The 17,605-nt window shown below is 57.5% G+C and carries 14 protein-coding genes; 6 read left to right on the forward strand and 8 right to left on the reverse strand.

Features of this window, described 5'->3' with window-relative positions:
• Positions 1 to 21: 21 nt before the first annotated feature.
• Genes RBB44_RS18580 through RBB44_RS18590 form a run of 3 tightly spaced genes read right to left on the reverse strand, consistent with a single transcriptional unit; the run spans position 22 to position 2,873 of the window.
• A complete protein-coding gene (locus RBB44_RS18580; protein WP_306149084.1) occupies positions 22 to 1,329 on the reverse strand; it encodes a TRAP transporter large permease in 1,308 nt (435 codons plus the stop codon).
• 3 nt (positions 1,330 to 1,332) lie between these two features.
• Entirely contained in the window at positions 1,333 to 1,842 is a 510-nt protein-coding gene (locus RBB44_RS18585) for a TRAP transporter small permease (RefSeq protein WP_306149085.1), read from the reverse strand.
• A 2-nt stretch (positions 1,843 to 1,844) separates the two neighbouring features.
• Positions 1,845 to 2,873 carry a TRAP transporter substrate-binding protein gene (locus tag RBB44_RS18590; RefSeq protein WP_306149086.1) on the reverse strand — a complete coding sequence of 343 codons (1,029 nt, stop codon included), beginning with the start codon at positions 2,871 to 2,873 and terminating at the stop codon, positions 1,845 to 1,847.
• Positions 2,874 to 3,042: 169 nt separating this feature from the next.
• On the opposite strand from RBB44_RS18590, the gene RBB44_RS18595 reads away from it, so the two are divergent.
• Positions 3,043 to 3,534 (forward strand): MarR family winged helix-turn-helix transcriptional regulator, encoded by a 492-nt coding sequence (locus tag RBB44_RS18595; RefSeq protein ID WP_306149087.1) that lies wholly within the window; start codon positions 3,043 to 3,045, stop codon positions 3,532 to 3,534.
• A 93-nt stretch (positions 3,535 to 3,627) separates the two neighbouring features.
• On the opposite strand, the gene RBB44_RS18600 is transcribed toward RBB44_RS18595, so the two are convergent.
• Positions 3,628 to 9,327: an antitoxin gene (locus RBB44_RS18600; protein ID WP_306149088.1), complete on the reverse strand. Its 5,700-nt coding sequence runs from the start codon at positions 9,325 to 9,327 to the stop codon at positions 3,628 to 3,630.
• 275 nt (positions 9,328 to 9,602) lie between these two features.
• Between RBB44_RS18600 and RBB44_RS18605 the strand changes: the two genes are divergently transcribed.
• The 3 genes from RBB44_RS18605 (at position 9,603) to RBB44_RS18615 (ending at position 10,964) form a co-directional block, all read left to right on the forward strand.
• Positions 9,603 to 9,917 carry a hypothetical protein gene (locus RBB44_RS18605; RefSeq protein WP_306149089.1) on the forward strand — a complete coding sequence of 105 codons (315 nt, stop codon included), beginning with the start codon at positions 9,603 to 9,605 and terminating at the stop codon, positions 9,915 to 9,917.
• A gap of 250 nt (positions 9,918 to 10,167) precedes the next feature.
• Positions 10,168 to 10,530: an Hpt domain-containing protein gene (locus RBB44_RS18610; RefSeq protein ID WP_235812899.1), complete on the forward strand. Its 363-nt coding sequence runs from the start codon at positions 10,168 to 10,170 to the stop codon at positions 10,528 to 10,530.
• A 113-nt stretch (positions 10,531 to 10,643) separates the two neighbouring features.
• Complete coding sequence (locus RBB44_RS18615; protein WP_040452313.1) at positions 10,644 to 10,964, forward strand: 2Fe-2S iron-sulfur cluster-binding protein; 321 nt, start codon at positions 10,644 to 10,646, stop codon at positions 10,962 to 10,964.
• 69 nt (positions 10,965 to 11,033) lie between these two features.
• Here RBB44_RS18615 and RBB44_RS18620 read toward each other — a convergent pair whose 3' ends face one another.
• Positions 11,034 to 12,260: an MFS transporter gene (locus tag RBB44_RS18620; RefSeq protein WP_209178620.1), complete on the reverse strand. Its 1,227-nt coding sequence runs from the start codon at positions 12,258 to 12,260 to the stop codon at positions 11,034 to 11,036.
• 137 nt (positions 12,261 to 12,397) lie between these two features.
• Here RBB44_RS18620 and RBB44_RS18625 point away from each other — a divergent pair, with 137 nt between their 5' ends.
• The gene (locus tag RBB44_RS18625; protein ID WP_306149090.1) at positions 12,398 to 13,186 is read left to right on the forward strand and encodes a helix-turn-helix domain-containing protein; all 789 of its coding nucleotides are present in this window, start codon (positions 12,398 to 12,400) and stop codon (positions 13,184 to 13,186) included.
• Between the two features lie 72 nt (positions 13,187 to 13,258).
• Positions 13,259 to 13,687 carry a universal stress protein gene (locus RBB44_RS18630; protein WP_133946515.1) on the forward strand — a complete coding sequence of 143 codons (429 nt, stop codon included), beginning with the start codon at positions 13,259 to 13,261 and terminating at the stop codon, positions 13,685 to 13,687.
• 67 nt (positions 13,688 to 13,754) lie between these two features.
• On the opposite strand, the gene RBB44_RS18635 is transcribed toward RBB44_RS18630, so the two are convergent.
• The 3 genes from RBB44_RS18635 to ppk2 all read right to left on the reverse strand — a co-directional run bounded on the left by RBB44_RS18635 (position 13,755) and on the right by ppk2 (position 17,441).
• Entirely contained in the window at positions 13,755 to 14,888 is a 1,134-nt protein-coding gene (locus RBB44_RS18635; protein ID WP_306149091.1) for a hypothetical protein, read from the reverse strand.
• Positions 14,889 to 14,910: 22 nt separating this feature from the next.
• Positions 14,911 to 16,086 carry a VWA domain-containing protein gene (locus RBB44_RS18640; protein ID WP_306149106.1) on the reverse strand — a complete coding sequence of 392 codons (1,176 nt, stop codon included), beginning with the start codon at positions 16,084 to 16,086 and terminating at the stop codon, positions 14,911 to 14,913.
• A 296-nt stretch (positions 16,087 to 16,382) separates the two neighbouring features.
• A complete protein-coding gene (ppk2, locus tag RBB44_RS18645; protein WP_306149092.1) occupies positions 16,383 to 17,441 on the reverse strand; it encodes a polyphosphate kinase 2 in 1,059 nt (352 codons plus the stop codon).
• Between the last annotated feature and the right edge of the window lie 164 nt (positions 17,442 to 17,605).

Below are 17,605 nucleotides of genomic sequence, written 5' to 3' on the forward strand. Positions count from 1 at the left end.
CGAGAGCTCCAAGCAGTTTTCCTAGATCAGTGCCAACGAGAGTGCCGGGACGGCTATAAGCAGGCCCAAACGCAAGATGTCGGCGGCCCAGAAGGGCAGGATACCCGCAAACATCGTGCGCAGCGGCACATCGGTCAGAACCGAGCGCAGCACAAACACATTGAGGCCGATGGGCGGTGAAATCAGGCTGATTTCAGTGACGACCACCACGATGATGCCGAACCAGATGAGCACCATTTCCGGATCGCTCAACGCGCCAGTGCCGAAGTCCAGAGACGTAACGAGCGGGAAGAACACCGGCACGGTCAATAGGATCATCGACAGGCTTTCCAGAACCGCGCCAAGGATCACATAGATCAACACCAGAACGAGAATGACCACATAGGCATTCACATCGAGCGATTGGACGAATTCCAGAAGGGCGTCGGGAACCCCGGCATAGCTAATGAAGTTGGAGAAGACTTCTGCGCCGATGATGATCGCAAAAATCATTGCGGTGGTCCGCGCGCAATTCAGTCCCGCTTGGAACAGCTTTTCGAACGTCAAACCGCCCGAGAACAGTGCAATCAGAAACGCAGTGGCAGCGCCGATCCCTGCGGCCTCGGTCGGCGTGAAGAACCCGCCATAGATCCCGATCATGATGATCGCAAACAGGCCAAGGACGGCGAGAACCCCCCACACATCCTTGCGCTCAACAGGAATGTCATCGTGACTGGACGGGGCGAGATTTGGCTTGAGGAGCACCGTTACATAGACAGCCGCCATGTAGAACACGACACCCAGGAGCCCTGGAATGATGCCTGCAACAAAGAGCTTGCCGATATCGGCCTCCGTCAAAAGGCCGTAGATGATCAGAATAACACTGGGTGGGATCAGGATGCCGAGGGTGCCGCCGGCGGCGATGGAGCCCGTTGCCAGGCTGTCGGCGTATCCGGCCTTGCGCATTGATGGCATAGCCACTTTCGACATGGTGGCCGCTGTTGCGAGGGACGACCCGCAAACGGCAGAAAACCCGCCACAGGCCACAATTGTTGCCATTGCCAGGCCGCCACGCATCTTGTGGAGTGCCCGGTGAGCCGTCGTGAACAGGGACTGGCTGACACCGGAAATGGTGAGCAGATTGCCCATTAAGATGAACAGGGGAATGACCGACAATGTGAAGGACAGACCGGTGTCGAAGGCGGCGTTGCCGAGAAGGTTGAAGGCTGCGTTCCAATTGCGCAGCATTGCGAAGCCAGCTGTGCCGACGATAATCATGGCAACGGCGATCGGCACACGCAGCAGGACAAGGCCAAACAGGGCACCAAAACCAATCAGAGCCTCAAGCACGTTTTAGGCCTCTTTGCGAAAACGGGAGTAGAAGAAGACAGCGGCGGCGATGGCCGAAACGCTGAAGGAGGCAGCTCCAAGCCAGCCGATGAGATAAAGCGGGATTTCAAGGGAATCCGTCACTTGTTCGCGGCGCTGCAGCTTTTCAGCGTGCTCGGTCAGCTCAAGCGCAATCAGTATGAAGATACCGATCGTACAAACTCCGGCGATCAGCGTTCCAAAGCGCTTCAAAAAACGGCTTTTGACGCCGTCCAGAAGCTCAACTTCGATATGTTCGCCGGCAAGCGTCGTCAGTGGCAGCGCTAGAAAGATGAGTGTGGCCAGCAGCAGCTCGGTCAATTCATAAGCGCCAGTGACCGGGCTGTTGAAGAGATACCGGGCAACCACGTCAACACATGTCAGGCCGATCAAAGCGAACAGCACCACAAGGCATGCCCCGCCAAGGATCGCATTGATAACAGGCCGGACCTTTGAGGTCCGGCCTGTCGTTGATTTGTCAGAAACGTCAGTCACGATCAGTTGCTGACGTTGGTTTGGGCGCGGTACTCGCTGAGCGCCGCTGCGCCGTCAAAACCAGTGCCGGAAACGGCTTCAACCCACGCACCTTCGTGTTTGTCGGCCAGTTCCTTGATCTTGGCGAGAACCGGGGCAGGGGCATCATAAACTTCGATGTCCTTATCCGCGATGTATGCTGCGCCGCGGGTATCTGCGCCGTCCCAGACACCACCTGCAAGTTCTGCAAGTGCTTCCCCTGAGACTTTCTCAATTGCCGCCTGATCGTCAGCAGAGATACCGTCCCAGACGTCTTCGTTCATGACCAGGAACCAGGACGTGTTGTAAATGCCGCCCGGGATCTTCATGGAATACTTGATGTGGTCGGTGAGGTTAAACGCCTGCAGGGCTTCCATCGGGAAGGTGACACCGTCGATCACGCCGCGGGAGAGCTTTTCATAGACTTCGCCTGGTCCCATGAACTGCGTGGTGATGCCAAGGTCCTGGGACAAACCAGCGATATAACCGCCCGGTGTCCGGACTTTGAGACCGGAGAAGTCGTCCGCGGATTCGATCTTGCGCTGGTTGTTGTGGAACATGCCCGGGCCATGGACCCAAAGGCCAAGCAGCTTGGTGCCTTCATGTTCTGCCTGGGCGTCGAGGGTGCCGCCATACACATTCCAGTAGGCTTTGGAGCCGTCCGTTGCCGTGTCGGCAATGAAGGAGAACTGGCCAATGCGGGAGCGAAGGAAACGGTCGTCCTTGGTGAACGAGTGCAGGCCATAGGTGATGTCAGCGACCCCGTCAGCGGCGAGGTCATAGTGAGCCGGTGGCGGGCCGAGCGGCTTTGGCAGAACCCGGACTGTCACACGGCCTTCTGTCGCGTCGGCGACCTGCTGAGCCCACGGCTCGATAACGCCTGTCACGACCGGGTGCTTCGGCGGCAGCCAGGACGACAGGACAAGTTCATCCGCGGACGCTGCGGCGGTGAAGCCGGTCAGTGTTCCGGCGGTCAGGCCGGCTAGGATCGAAAGATGCTTCAAGTGTTTCACGGCGGTTCCTCCCATACGGTCTTTGCCGATCAAAATGCTTTGCCGCTGTAACAACGGGTTTGTCGAAATTAGTTGCAATTGAAACTAAGTCAATCGTAAAATCTTGCAAATTGGTACACCTCAGTAGAGCAAACCGGTTACAATCGAGCCAATTCGGGCAAGGAACAGCATGACTGAACACGGAAACGAGACGGATTTCACACCGAACGGCTTCCAGCTGGAAACATTTTTCCCGTATTTGGTCAGGGTGTTTTATTCCGATGTCACCCGGGCGCTGTCTGACGTCTACCAGCGCGACTACGGCATGGCGCCGGCCGAATGGCGGGTTATGGCCATTCTCGGTTCCAGTGCCGAGGGGCTGCAGGCGAGTGAGATTGTCCATCGGTCGAGTATGGATAAGGTCGTTGTCAGCCGGGCCGTCAAGCGCATGGAAGACCGCGGTTTCCTGACCCGTCAATCGAACGAGGCCGATGGCCGGAGTTATCTCCTGTCTCTATCGGAAAGTGGGCAATCCGCGTTCAAAGATCTGGCTCCAAAGCTGTTGGCGGTCGAGCAGAAGATGCTTGGCGGATTGGCGCCGCAGGAGATCGAGGCGATGCTGGATATCATGACCAGGATCCGGGCAAATCTCGACGTTGAAGCCGGGGAGACGGGCGCATAATTGCACAATGAACTGACGCCGAAATTTTGTCTTCAATAAAGAAAAAAGGCGGCCCGAGAGCCGCCTTTTTGTGTTTCAAACAGAAGCTGTCTCTTAATCGAGCCGGCCGCTGGCATGCGCGAGCATGGTGTAGACCTTGCCCGTGTCTGAGGTCAGGTAGGTCTGACCGAGCATGTTGTCTCGGTCATTGCGGGAGACCTGAGACAGGAGCTGCTCGAAATCGGACACGTACCGTTCGACAGCGGTCCGGAACTCCGGATCACGCGCATATTTCTGACGGATCTCATCGAAGGTTTGCTGGCCCTGCAGTGTGTAGAGCCGGCGCGTGAAGACATGCCGTTCACCGCTGCGGTAGCGTTCCCAGAGGTCGATGAAGGTCTCGTGGTCGATCGCACGGGCGATGTCAACAGACAGTGAGTTCAGGCTCTCCACCGTTTGCAGCGGCGAACGGCCCTGCTCGGTATCGGACGACGCATCGTCATCTCGCGAGGCCCGGCGCAGCAGATCGGAAACCCAGCCTTTCCCGGTCGAACCAGACGTGTCCGGCTGTGCAGGCTGTTGGCGGCGGGTGTTGACCGGACCGCGGGCTTCTGGCTGTTGCGGAGCCGCTGAGCGCGGCTGAGCAGGCTGCTGTGCAAAGACCGGAGCTTGCGGGAGCTGCGGAGCAGGGGCGGGCGCTGGGGCCGGCGCAGGAGCTGCCGACGCTGTTGCTACCTGAGCCTGAGGCTTGGAGATGTCGAGCGCGTTCGATTGTTTTGCAACAATGTCCGACAGCTCGGTCAGGGCGCGGATTTGCTCGTTGACCACCTTACGGAGCGCTGCAGAAGACTCTTCTGCTTCGTCCGGCAGGTTGAGCACGCCTTGCTTCAGCTCGTTGCGGGTCGCCTCCAGTTCGCGGTGGACGTCGCGGGCCACATCGCGCATCCGCGTTGCCGCGTCGTTGAACCGGTCTGATGCATCGCTGACCGTTCTGCTCATTTCCGCGATGATGTCGTCCTGAGCGGCACGGATGGCATCGCGGGCCTTCTGGCCTTCCATTCCAGCTGTCAGGCGCATGCTTTCGAACTGCTCGGAGACTTTCTTGGAAGCAGCTTCTGCGGCCGCTGAGAGCATGCCGGCGGCATCGCGCGCCTTGTCGTCTGCGGTTTCCAGCGTTTCCGACAGGGTCTGGGTGAACGAGCGCATGAGCGTGTCGACAGCTTCTGTCTTCGCCAGAAGTGTATCGGCGACCTCTTCGATCGCACTCTTGCGGTCTGTGACACGGGATTCCACGGAGCGGTTTGTGTCTTCCAGATACCGAGCCGCTTTTGTGAGCTCTTCTGATTGGTCACCAAAGCGGTTGGTCAGGTTCTGGATATCCGCAAGTGTGGTTGCCGTTACATCGCGCAGATTGCTGACCTGTTCGTCGATCAGGCTTGTTGTCGAGTTGGTCTCGGACACAGCCCGGTCAACAGCTGAGCGGAATTCGCCAGCACGGCGTGCCAGGTTGCCTTCCACTTCAGAGAGGTTCTCTCCGGCAGTAGACACGATCGCCTGCAGGTTCGCGTTGGACGTCTCAATCTTGTTGAGGATGTCAGTGACGTCGTTCTCGAGCCGATGTTTGGTATCGGTGAGGAGGCGAGTTGCCTGATCACTGCGCTCATTGATGGAAGCAACAATCCGGTCGCCGGCTTCAACCAGAGACCTAGTTGCGTCCAGCCCGGTATGCGCAAAGGTGTCGGTGACATCCTTGCCCTTGACCGTGATGGCTTCAAGAATGGCTCCGTGAACTTCCGACAGGCGGCCGGTGAGGTCATTGGCGCGCATTTCAATCGCGGAAATGAGTTCGTTGCCATCCGTGCCGACGATTTTGGCCAGTTCACCTGAGCGCGCACCGAAGGCTTCGTTGAGCGCGGAGGCTTTGTCGAGCATTTCGGTGGCGACTTCGTTGCCGCGATTGACCAACAGGTCGGCGGCTTCGGAAACCGCGCTGTTGACCCGGGTACGGATCATATTGGCTTCGCCAGACATTTGACCGCGGATCTCTTCAAGCGTGCGCGCAAGTGTCATGCGTGCCTGTTCGCTTTCGGCGGACAGGTTGCCGGAGATTTCTGCGATCAAGCCCGACAGCTCGCTGCGGACCTTGTCGCTTTCGCCGGTGAGGGAACCGGTGAATTCGGCCAGTGTACCAGCGTAAAGGGTACGGGCTTTTTCACTCTCTGCGGCCATGGCGCGGGCAGCGTCGCCGACCGCTACCAGAACCAGTTCGCGGATCTTGGCGCTTTCGCCGGACATGGCTCCAGTTGCCTGTTCCATGGTCTGGCTGATCTGGACGGCTGCACGCTGGCTTTCGCTGGTCAACGAGCCGCTCGCCTGTGCAACGGTCTGGGTGATCTGCTCGGCAGCTTTCTGGCTCTCACCAACCAGGATGCCGCGGGCTTCGCCAACGGATCCAAGAACGATCTGGCGCATCCGGTCGCCTTCGCCGGAGAGCTTCGCGGTCGCATCGTTCAGGGCACCGTCCACGATCTCAACCGTGCGGGTGCGCTCATCGGCAAGCGATTGAACCGCGCTGGCAACGGCTTCCTGAACCATATCGCGGAGGCGCGTGCTTTCTGTCGACAGGGTTGCGCCTGCCTCGGAAATGACAGCGGTCAGGATATCGCGAGCACGCTCACTTTCGCCTGTTAGGGTGCCGGAAATGCTTTCCAGGCGCTCATTCAGGACGGTTTCCAGCTGGCTGGCGCGCGTGTCGAGCGTTTCTGCGACTTCGAACACCTTTGCACCGAGGGAAACATTGATCTCGGCAATGCGCTCAGACAGGGATTCCGTCAGTTGCTCGCTCTGCTTGCCAAGGACCGAACCGGCCTCTGCCAAGCGGTTGTCGAGGGCAGAGGTCATTTCGTCCTGACCTTCAACGAAGGCCTGAGCGATCTCTTTGGTGCGCGAAATCAGGGTATCGGAAATCTGACGTGCACGGGCATCGAGGGTCTCGTCAATCCTATCGGTGCCGCTGGTCATGGTTGCAGTCAGGAGCTCTGCCTTCTCGGCCATGGCGCCTGCGGCTGTATCGACATGTGACGTCAGCTTGGTGCCGATCTCATCGACACGGTTTGCAAGTGTGTTGCCGGCAGCTTCAACACGCTGGCCAAGTTGCAACGTGATTGCATCGGAACGGTCCGCGAGGACATCCGTGATGTTGCGGGTCTTGTCCTCCAGCGTGTCGCTGATGACGGTGGTACGTTGTTCGATGGCATCGCCAAGGATCTGCGTCCGGGACTCCAGCGCAGCTTCAAACGCAGCCGTGCGTTGGTCCAGGGTCAGATCCAAGGTGTTTATGTGGCTGCCAAGCGAGGAGTCCATCGTGGAGATCCGCTCGCCGAGCGTGGTGTCCATGGTGGTTACACGCTGCTCGAGAGACGCATCCATGGTCGAGATGCGATCGCCGAGTGTTGCATCCATGGTGGTGAAGCGATGCTCAAGAGACGTGTCCATGGCCGCGATGCGGTCCCCAAGGGACGCGTCCATCGTGCTGATGCGGTCGGTGAGCGTGGAATCGATGGCCGAGAACCGCTGATCCAGGGACGCATCCATGGTCTCGATCCGCTCGCCCAGCTTGCTGTCCATCGTTTCGATGCGATTGCCGAATGTAACGTCCAAGGTCGACAAACGGCTGTCGAGAGCTTCCGACAACAACAGAGTTTTGGTGTCGAACGCATCGATCAACTGACCGCCGCGATCCGAAACGATGGTTTCCAGCTCGCCCAAACGGTTTGCAAGGCCATCGTTGAGCGCTTGGCCGCGGACTTCGATGGTCTCCGCGATCTTGCCGCTAATCTCATTGATGTCGCCAGCAACGCGGTCACCGCGGCTGCCGATGAGCTCGGCGAGTTGGGTGCCGGTTTCAGCGAGTTTCTGAGTGAGAGAGCCGGTTTGTTCGCCAAGACCTGCAGCGAACTGGCCGGAAACGCTCTCAAGCGTCTCGCGGAAGCCGATGGTCTGCTGTTCAAGGATGCTGGCCATTTCGTTGCTGCGGGCAGCAAGACGTTCGTCCAGCTCGGTGCCGTTGATCGAAATGGCCGTGTAGATCCGCTCGGAGATATTGTCGAGCTTGTCGGCCAATTCGCCGCCGCGGACCGAAATGGTCTGTGTGAGAGAACCAGCTGTTTCGTCCAGTTTGGCTGCGATTTCGCCGCCGCGCAGGGACAGGTCGACAACAATGCTTTCGCCAGTGCCGCGCAGGATTTCTGCAACCTCGGTGGAGCGGCTGGAGAGGGTTTCGACGATCTCCGCACCCCGGATGGAAATGGTGTCGGTGACGGTCTGGCCTTTTTCAGAAATGCTCTCGACAACCCTGTTGCCGGTTTCCGCAAGCGCCTCATCCAGATGAGTGACGCGGGTGTCGACCGTTGTCACCAGCTCTTCGGTCCGTGCCGTGATGGTGTCGATCAGGCGGCCGGAGGTCAGAGACAGGTTCGCGTTGATCTCTTCGCCGCGCGCCGTGATGGTATCGCCGACCTGAGTCCCTGTGGTTTCAAGCGCGGTACGGAATTCATCCGCCTTGCTGCTGAGCGTATCGACCACTGTGGTGCTCGATGTGGTCAGCGTTTCGTTGATCTCCAGGCCACGCTTGGTCAGGGTTTCGACGAAGGTGTTGGCAGTCTCGGCGAAGCGTTCGTTCACCTCATTGCCACGGTAGGAGAGGGTCTCATACATCGTGGTGCCGGTTTGCGAGAGGTTCTCGACAAGCTCGGTGCCAGTGGTGGACAAGCGGGCTACATAATCTTCCGCGCGAACGGTGAGGGATTCCACCATCTCGTTGCCGGAGGCGTTGAGCGTCGCGCCAAGGGACTCGATCCGCGAGTCCACGGTGCTGGTGAGTTCTTCAACCCGGGCATTCACCGCGTCGATCATCCTCTGGGTTGCTTGGTCGACATTCGAACCGAGTTCACCAGATGTGTCAGAGAGCTGAGAGGCAAAATTCTCGTGTGCGCCGGCGATCGTCTCCCGAACCCGCTCGGCGTTCATGACAATCGCTTCGCGCTGGGTGACCAGCTCTTCGATCAGAGACCGGATTTTCAGCTCGTTGTCGTTGTAGGAGCGTTCCAGCGAAGACACTTCGTTGTGAACCAGAACCTCCAGTTCACTGGCCCTGGCGATGGCGCGTTCAATGCCGTCGCCCATAGCGGCGACTTCGCGGCGAATGGCCTGACCAACGCTCAAGATGGATTCCTTGGCCATGTCTTCCGGTTCGGCGAGGCGAAGTGCAACTTCGGTCATGCCGCGGGCAACGATGCGCATTTCCTGCGCGCGCCAGATCATCATGGCCATGACAAAGAAGAAGATGATCGGGACCACAATCCCGATGGCGGCCAGGATCATGTCCGGAGACTGCATCAGCGTTTCAGCATCCGTGACGCCAGCAACCCGGTCGGCGAACGAAGACATGAAGAGGCTGGTGCCGAGCGCGGCCCAAACGGCGCTCAAGGCAAATGCACCCCAGAAAGGCGCTGTCGATGGCCGGCGTTGCAGTGCGTAAATTAGATTGCCGATGTTCCGGCGGTCGTCATTGGCAGCAGGCGGTCGACCACCGCGGCCACGGCGACGGGCCGGGCGCTGGTTGTCTTTGTCCGCTTCGCTGTTGTCCGCAGTCTTGGCCGCGCGCCGTGACGGGCGCTCATCGCTCGGCGTTTCCTGTTCCGCCGGTTGATCTGCCGCTGAAGCTTCAGGGCCGCCGAAATCAAGCTTAAGCGCTTCTTCAACCGCAGACAGAGCTGCTTCCGCCGGATCTTTCGCCTTCGTCGGATTTGCCATTTTTGGGTCGCCTCACATCCGTACTCTTTACACACCGGTGATCTCAGGCAGCTTTTCGCTGTCATGAGGGTCAACCGGATGCGCCGATCTTGAACCGAGACTAACACTGTTTCCGGTTCGGATCATAAACTCTGGGAAGGGCCGCCGCTGACCCGCTGCAACCATGAAGGTTGACAGCATTCTCCCCATCTTGCCGCATCAGTTACTGTAATGGCACAATCTCTCCTAACGAACAAGAAACAGCAATCGCCTGAATCACTTAGGAGGGGGATCTCATGCCTCAAACGAAGCAAAAGCACGTTACGGAAAGCGAAACGGGACCGGCAAAAAAATCTGCACTTAATGCAGGCGGTTTGTCGCCTGCACAAAAGCGCTGGTTGAAATCAGGGCTCGTTCAGCCGGGAGGAAAGTTGCCTCTCTTTGATGATCAAGGCCGCCAGGTTCCCGCCCGCACGATCCGTTCCTGCATCGATGCAGGTTGGGCAGAGCCTTGGTTTTCCAACCCAATCAAGCCTGACTGGCTGGTTTGCAAGCTCACTGCAGACGCGTTCGAATTATTGACCGCAAGTCAAAAAAACGAAAAAAGTTAATGCGAATCATTTTATTAAAATTCTAGCGATTCAGGAAACCTGCGAAAAAGCAAGGGATTTTTCATCTGGTTCGGCGCAGGCCCTTAATGCTTGTTAACCAAGAAATCAATTTTTTGGGGACATGCTCGAATTTGCGATCGTGAAACGCCTGATTTAACCGGGCGTTTGGGTCTTCGCTGCACACTCATTTGCCTATAGAGCTTGCGGCAGGGTGCCGCCAGGCATGTGTTGAGTATTTCGGAGCACCCTTATGGCCCCTTCATCGATGGCACGCGTGTCAGGACGCGCCAGTCCCGAAGCACCAATTGACCTGGTGCAGCTGGCGACAAACACACTAGGCAACCGTGATCTCGAGGTTCAAGTTCTTCACTTGTTCAAGTCGCAATCCCGAATGACGCTGGAACGTTTGGAAAACGAGACGGACCCTTCCGTCCGCGCCGATCTCGTTCACACGCTCAAGGGCTCAGCGCGGGCGATTGGTGCTGCGCGGGTCGCCACGGCCTGTGAGTGCCTGGAAGGGGACTTGAAAGCTGCACCCAATGCACCGACGACAGGTCTCGTTGCGGCGGTCACGGAAGCCAACGGGTATATCTGCGATCTGCTGGAAGGTTGATTTCACTCAACGCTGGACTCTGTATTCCATCCATAAATGGCATGGTCCTTGACCTTTTGTCCGGAACCTTTATGTCGGGTCATCGAGAGACACTTTTATCCTTGGACGCGACTATGCCAAAAATCACCTTTGTAACTGCCGATGGAGCCCGGACGGAAGTTGATGCCGCCGAAGGGTCCACGGTTATGGAAAACGCCATCAAGAATATGGTTCAGGGCATTGAAGCCGAGTGTGGCGGCGCCTGCGCGTGTGCGACCTGCCATGTTTATGTCGATGATGCATGGTCGGGCAAAACCGGTTCGCCGGAACCGATGGAAGAGGACATGCTTGACTTTGCCTATGACGTGAAGCCGACGTCGCGTCTGTCTTGCCAGATCAAGGTGACGGGCGACATGGACGGACTGGTCGTCCACGTCCCGGAACGTCAAGCTTAAGACGCTCCGCAGTCCCAATTGAAAACCCCGCTGGAATAATCCGGCGGGGTTTTTGTTTGTGGCCAGTTATTATTCTGCCGGTTGGGCTGCTGGTTTCCGGAACCACCAATCAACCTCGTTCCCGTCATCCGGGTTGGACGGGATCATGGTCGAGAGGAACAGGCTGACAGCGGCCATTCCGGCGCCTGCCAGGAAGACGGCTGCCGGGGACACCAGCCAGACCAGCCCGAAAACTACAGGGATGAAGACTGCAGCGATGTGGTTGATTGTAAAGGCAACACCTGCTGTCGGTGCGATGTCAGCCGGATCGGCGATCTTCTGGAAGTAGGTCTTGATGGCAATCGCGATCGCAAAGAAGGCATGGTCGATCACGTAGAGTGCGGCTGCAACCGTCGCATTGGTGACGAAAGCATAGGTCACAAAGACCCCAATCAGGCCGACATACTCCAGGATCAAGGCTTTGCGTTCACCGAAGCGGACGATCAGTTTGCCGATCTTCGGCGCAAGCAGCATGTTGAAGACGCCGTTGATCAAGAAAAGCCCGGCAACCTCATGAACGTCATAACCAAAGCGTTCGACCATCAGGAAGCCGGCAAAGACGGTGAAGATCTGGCGGCGGGCACCGGCCATGAAGGTCAGCGCGTAATAGAGCCAATAGCGCTTCTTTAGGATCAGTTTCTTGTGCTGCGGAACACCTTCCTTGAAATGCGGATAGGCCATAATGAGGAATGCCAGCACGACAATGGTCAGGCCACCGGCGATGGCAAAAACCACCGTGAACGACAGGTTGAACGTTTTCCAGGCAATGAAAATCAGGCCGTAGGCAATCAGTTGGGCGAATGAGCCCACAGCCAGGATCTTGCCCATACTGGCAGCCGCTGTTGCCTTGGGCAGCCATTGCAAGGACAGCGATTGCGCCATGGTTTCGTAATAATGGAAGCCGATCGACATAATCAGGGTCGTTATGTAGAAGCCAAGCGCGGTGGGGAAGTACCCGGTAATGGCCACACCAACGCCGAGGAGCAAAAGCGAGAGGTAAGCGAGCGTCTGTTCGCGCATCACAAGCAGCAGGTAAACGGCTAGGAAGCTCAGGAAGCCGGGAATCTCGCGGATGGACTGCTGGATGCCAATTTCCCGGCCTGTGAAGTCCAGCTCCTGAACCGCAAAATTGTTCATCAGGTTCCACCAGGCAGCAAAGGAAAGCTGCATGGCTCCGGCCATGATCATCAAGAGGACGGCGGGCGAGCGCCACCCGGTCAATTCATTTGGGTTTGTGCTTTGTGTGAAGTACGTCATTTGTTTCTTGCCAAAAAAGTGGGTGCTGGCAGCGCTGCGGTTCGCTTGTACTTCGATTGCGCTCTTGCGTGTTAGCGCTGTTTTGTCATGATATGTTTCTATTTCGCCAATCCCGTCTTGCATGAAAAGGGCAGGCCATGCCGATCCATCCGGAGTTATCCGCGTTTCCCGATCATGAGGTGAAGGCGAAGATCATCGGATATGCCAACAGCCAGAGAGCCGGACCTGGACATAATGGCTGGCACTCGCACGACTCAGCCCAGCTCTTTCACGTCGTCAAAGGCTCGATCGCGATCGATACCGAAGTCGGGACCTTTTTCGCTCCGCCGGAAAGAGCAGTCTGGCTGCCTCCCCGGATTGCGCATGAAACCCGCTATTTGTCCGATACTGAAATTCGGTTCGTCTACGTGAGTTTTGACTATGCACAGGATTTGCCGAAGACTGCGCAGGTCATCCAGGTGACGACCTTGTTGCGGGCCTTGATCCTGGAGTTCATGTCCTACCCGCGCGCGGAAACCGTTGATGGACCGGCAGGCCGGATCGCTGATGTTATTCTTGATCAGCTGAAAATGCTGCCGGCAGCGCCGCTTCAGCTGCCGATGCCGCAAGACCCGAGATTGAGAGACTTGTGCGATGGCTTGGTGCGCTGTCCCGCGCACGTCCCGGCGCTCGCCGAGGCCGCGGCACAAAGCGCCATGTCTGTCCGGTCCTTTGAGCGCCGGATCAAGGCGGAAACCGGGATGAACTACCGGACGTGGTGCCGGCAGGTGAAGCTGTTTCGCGCGCTCGAACTTTTGGCCGCTGGCCGCAGCGTGTCGGATGTCTCGCACAAACTCGGCTATGAAGGACCGAGCGCGTTTGTCGCGACCTTTCGGAAGGCATTCGGCGTAACACCCGGGCGGTATTTCGGCAGTCCGGACGGCTGATTGATCTGCCTCATGGCGAAGGGGCTTGGCGAAGGCCTAGTTTCCTCTCAAGAAATTTAAGGGAGTAACGCCATGTTCAAGAAAATCCTTGTTCCCATCGATCCGGCTGAACCGAAGTTTGCCGATGATGCACTGGCGAAAGCAGCACAGATGGCCCGCGACTACAGTGCCAAGATCCATCTGCTCGGTGTTTGTCCGGAAGTGCAGAGCTTCGTCGCAAGCCAGTTGCCGGAGGGCTTTCAGGAAAACGAGCTGAGGGAAACTGCTGGTATTTTGCAGAAGATCGGTGATGCGTTGGACGTCCCGGAAGGGGCGGTCGATGTCATGGTCCGGGTTGGATCGGTCTACCATGAAGTGATCGAGGAAGCCGAAAAGGCAGAGTGTGATCTTGTGTTGATGACATCTCACAAGCCGGGGCTGTCCACCTATTTCATCGGCTCAAATGCTGCCCACATCGTCCGTCATGCGCCGTGCTCAGTAATGGTACTGCGCGACAGCTGAGGACTTTGCCTGCTTCTCTGGAGGAGGAAGACGGTGGTGGGCGAAAGCCTGCCGCCGTTTTTTTGTTTCAGATTACCTGATTACCCGTCCGTGTCATGAGTGCTGCGACGGCGATATAGCGGAACGGATAGAGGTCCGGTGCGGCTTTTAGCAACTGAATGGCTTTTTCGTAGATCTGCTCAACAAGAGTATCCCGCTGACCGATTGCCGGGAGTGCATTTCTGAGAACCGCTTCAGTAAAGGCGCGGAAGAAATTGACGTAATCCCGCGCGTAAGCTTCCAGATCGCCATCTGCGGAAAAGTGCTCATTGAAGGAGACCGAGATCTCGTAGGATGTTGCGTGGTCAATCTGGAAAAGCCCGGCAGCGCCTAGGGCCGGATCGCTGACAGGCGCTGTCAACTCCTCCAGCGTCCGCATATAGACCGGCTGATAGTACGCCTCGTAGACATCCTGCGATATCGAGCCGTCTTCGACGAAACAGAGAACCGAATCGTTTAGAAGATCATAGATCCCATCGCATGTGCTGGCGGTCTCGTTGGCGCCGAACACCTGCAGCAGCAACTTGCCACCTGGCACCAGTTCTCCAGCGCGGGCTTTCAGGAAGGTCGCAATGTCTTGCCGTGCGAGCTTGGAAAAAGCAGCCTGATCTTCTTCGGAAACGAAGCCGTTGTTGCGCACAGCGCTAGGGCCATTTGGAAAAATGTAGCCGGGCAGTGTTGCGATGGGCTTTCTGGAGAGGAAGCCGATCGCGTTGAACGTCGTCGCCATATGTAGGCTTCTATCCGGCAGCAGCTGGTCATACATGGAGCCGCCAACAACGGACGAATAGACATTCGGCTGTCCAAAAACGGAATGCCCCTCCGGCCGCAAAGAACGCAAGAGGCTTGAGAAGTCATTGGTCGGGAGGTCGGAATGGATCGTCTGGATCGGCCGGTCTGTCCGCTGCACCAGGCGGGAGACGGGCCTGCTCAACGCTGCGACTGAGTTTCGCCCCTCCGAGCAGCCGAAATCAGCCAGACAGATCGGCCCGGTTCCGCCCAGCGGCAGTGCATCTGCAGCGGCTTCCAGATGGTCAAGGACAGCAGCTGTTGCGTCCCACTGTGGTGTGGAGTTCTGATTGTAAAATCCGCCACCGGTCATGCCGGTCGTTGTTGCATGGGCGACCGGCGAGGCAGAGGCGGGTGGTTTCTGTCCAGACATATTCTGCGTCCCTGTCGGCCGGTTAGCGGGCCAGTTCCTTCATGGCGTCCGTCAGTCCTTCCACGGTCATCGGGAACATGCGGTTTTCCATCAATTCCTGCATCATCTGGATCGAGGGCGTGTAACGCCAGTGTTCCTGGCGGACAGGATTGAGCCAGACTGCGCTGTTGTAGAGCCCGGTGACGCGCTGCATCCAGGCGGATCCTGCTTCCTCGTTCCAGTGCTCCACCGATCCACCAGGATAGGCAATCTCATAGGGGCTCATGGAAGCATCGCCGACGAAGATGATCTTGTAGTCGGACGGGTACTTGTGCAGCACGTCCATCGTTGGCAGCCGCTCGGTGTGGCGCCGCCTGTTTTCCTTCCAGACCGTCTCATAGAGGCAATTGTGGAAGTAAAAATGCTCCATCACCTTGAATTCGGACCGCGCAGCAGAAAAGAGCTCTTCGCAGACCCGGATGTGATCGTCCATCGATCCGCCAATGTCGAAGAACAGAAGCACCTTGACGGCGTTGTGCCGCTCAGGTCGCATCTTGATGTCGAGAAGGCCCTTGTGCGCGGTCGCCTTGATCGTGTGATCGAGATCCAGTTCCTCTGCAGCCCCCGTGCGGGCGAAATTACGCAGGCGTTTCAAGGCAACCTGGATGTTCCGCGTGCCAAGAAGCTGGGTGTCATCGAGATCCTTGAACTCGCGTTTGTCCCAAACCTTCACGGCACGCCGGTGCCGGCTTTCCTTTTGGCCAATCCGGATGCCTTCCGGATTGTACCCGTAGGCGCCAAAGGGCGAAGTACCCGCCGTGCCAATCCACTTGTTGCCGCCCTGGTGGCGTTTTTCCTGTTCTTTGAGGCGCTCGGCCAAGGTCTCCATGAGCTTCTCAAATCCGCCCATGGCCTCGATCTGCGCTTTTTCTTCTTCCGTAAGGTGTTTTTCGGCGAGCTTGCGAAGCCAGTCTTCGGGGATTTCAGTGACGGGCACGTCGCTCATCAGCTCCAGCCCCTTGAAAACGGTCCCGAACACCCGGTCGAACTTGTCGAGATTGCTCTCGTCCTTCACCAGAGACAGCCGCGCCAGATAGTAAAAGTCCTCGACGCTGCGCTCGGCCAGATCCTTATCAAGCGCCTCCATCAGCGTCAGATATTCACGCAAGGAAACCGGGATTCCGGCAGATTTCAGTTCGGTGAAAAAGGTAATGAACATGCGCTTGACACTAACGGCGGCAGCGGTGGGTGTCGAGCCGTTCTTGAAGTAATAGGGGTCGTAACTGGAGGCGCTCGGACGGATGATGCGATCAGATTCGTTGAGGACCTCTGGCAACTCTCGCGATCAAGCCTTCCCGGACGCAGCGAAGCAAGATCCGGGACCAGACGGGCACTCAGCTTTTAGAAATGAGTTGGTTTGAATGCAAGGCACCGGCTCAAGGCCGGTGCGGCATGTAGGCGATACTTCGATCGAAGGTTCGTGTTCGTCCTTGATCTAACGCCTCAAATCGTTCGTTAGCTGCCGTTTGTGGACCGGCCACCCTTAATGTCCGGATGGAGCGTCTTGCCAAGGATGTGGTGATCCCGGCCGATGACGTGATGCCCGGTGCCGACAATCAGCGGATCTGGCTGGCCGACCACGCGGGTGTTTTTGCCCGGATAGGGCAGGGAGGACAGGAAATGCTCCATGCAGTTTAGGCGGGCGCGTTTCTTGTCGTCCGACTTGACGATGGTCCAGGGCGCATCGGCGGTGTCGGTGTAGAAGAACATGGCTTCCTTCGCCTCGGTATAGTCGTCCCATTTGTCGAGAGACGCCTTGTCGATTGGGGAGAGCTTCCACTGTTTCAGCGGATCGATTTCCCGCTGTTTGAACCGGCGGCGCTGCTCGTCGGATGTCACCGAGAACCAGTATTTGAACATCAGAACTCCATCGCGAACCAGCATCCGTTCAACTTCAGGGCACTGACGCATGAATTCCAGGTACTGGTTGGGGGAGCAGAAGCCCATGACCCGTTCGACACCGGCGCGGTTGTACCAGGACCGGTCGAAGAACACCATTTCCCCGCCTGAGGGCAGGTTCTCAATGTAGCGCTGGAAATACCATTGTTTGCTTTCGCGCTCTGTCGGCTTTTGAAGCGCAACCACGCGGGCCGCCCGCGGGTTCAGGTGTTCGTTGAACCGCTTGATCGTACCGCCCTTGCCAGCCGCATCCCGGCCTTCGAAAATGAGAACAATGCGCTGATCGGTGTCCTGGACCCATTGTTGTGCTTTCAACAGCTCTGCCTGAAGGGCCGCTTTCCGTTTTTCATAGGGCGCCCGCTTCATCTTGTTGGCGTAAGGGTATTCGCCGGTTTCGAAAACATGATTGATCGCTGCCGGATCGCGCCGCATTTGGGCGAGCTGATGCAAGCGCTCGTTAGCTTCTTTTTGTTCAGCTGTTTCGGGAGCAGGGGCCGCTTGCGCCGGAGTTTTCCGGGTTCGTTTCGGAGCTGGCTTTTTGGCCGGTTCGGTCAAGGTCCCGTTGTTGGCGGGTGCCTGGGTTTTGCTTTCGGTTGTAAGTGTCTCTGCGGCCATTTTGCGTCCTCTCTTCGGGTCGCAAAATGGCTACGCCAGCAAAGTAATTTTTGCATTGATAAGGGTCAATTCCGTAGCGGTATCTCAGTCTAGATACTTATGTTTGGTTAAGTTGGTCTTACAGATTTCGACTAGGGGTTGCTGGCGTGTTAGTGCCTGTTTTC

It is taken from the genome of Roseibium sp. MMSF_3247 (genome assembly GCF_030733765.1).
In the GTDB taxonomy this organism is placed as follows: Bacteria; Pseudomonadota; Alphaproteobacteria; order Rhizobiales; family Stappiaceae; genus Roseibium.

What these genes read in the sequence shown, in the direction of transcription:
- RBB44_RS18630 (WP_133946515.1), top strand. Translation starts at nt 13,259, where the DNA reads ATGTTCAAGAAAATCCTTGTTCCCATCGATCCGGCTGAACCGAAGTTT.
- RBB44_RS18595 (WP_306149087.1), top strand. Translation starts at nt 3,043, where the DNA reads ATGACTGAACACGGAAACGAGACGGATTTCACACCGAACGGCTTCCAG.
- RBB44_RS18620 (WP_209178620.1), bottom strand. Translation starts at nt 12,260, where the DNA reads ATGACGTACTTCACACAAAGCACAAACCCAAATGAATTGACCGGGTGG.
- RBB44_RS18625 (WP_306149090.1), top strand. Translation starts at nt 12,398, where the DNA reads ATGCCGATCCATCCGGAGTTATCCGCGTTTCCCGATCATGAGGTGAAG.
- RBB44_RS18615 (WP_040452313.1), top strand. Translation starts at nt 10,644, where the DNA reads ATGCCAAAAATCACCTTTGTAACTGCCGATGGAGCCCGGACGGAAGTT.
- RBB44_RS18605 (WP_306149089.1), top strand. Translation starts at nt 9,603, where the DNA reads ATGCCTCAAACGAAGCAAAAGCACGTTACGGAAAGCGAAACGGGACCG.
- RBB44_RS18610 (WP_235812899.1), top strand. Translation starts at nt 10,168, where the DNA reads ATGGCCCCTTCATCGATGGCACGCGTGTCAGGACGCGCCAGTCCCGAA.
- RBB44_RS18640 (WP_306149106.1), bottom strand. Translation starts at nt 16,086, where the DNA reads ATGTTCATTACCTTTTTCACCGAACTGAAATCTGCCGGAATCCCGGTT.
- ppk2 (WP_306149092.1), bottom strand. Translation starts at nt 17,441, where the DNA reads ATGGCCGCAGAGACACTTACAACCGAAAGCAAAACCCAGGCACCCGCC.
- RBB44_RS18635 (WP_306149091.1), bottom strand. Translation starts at nt 14,888, where the DNA reads ATGTCTGGACAGAAACCACCCGCCTCTGCCTCGCCGGTCGCCCATGCA.
- RBB44_RS18600 (WP_306149088.1), bottom strand. Translation starts at nt 9,327, where the DNA reads ATGGCAAATCCGACGAAGGCGAAAGATCCGGCGGAAGCAGCTCTGTCT.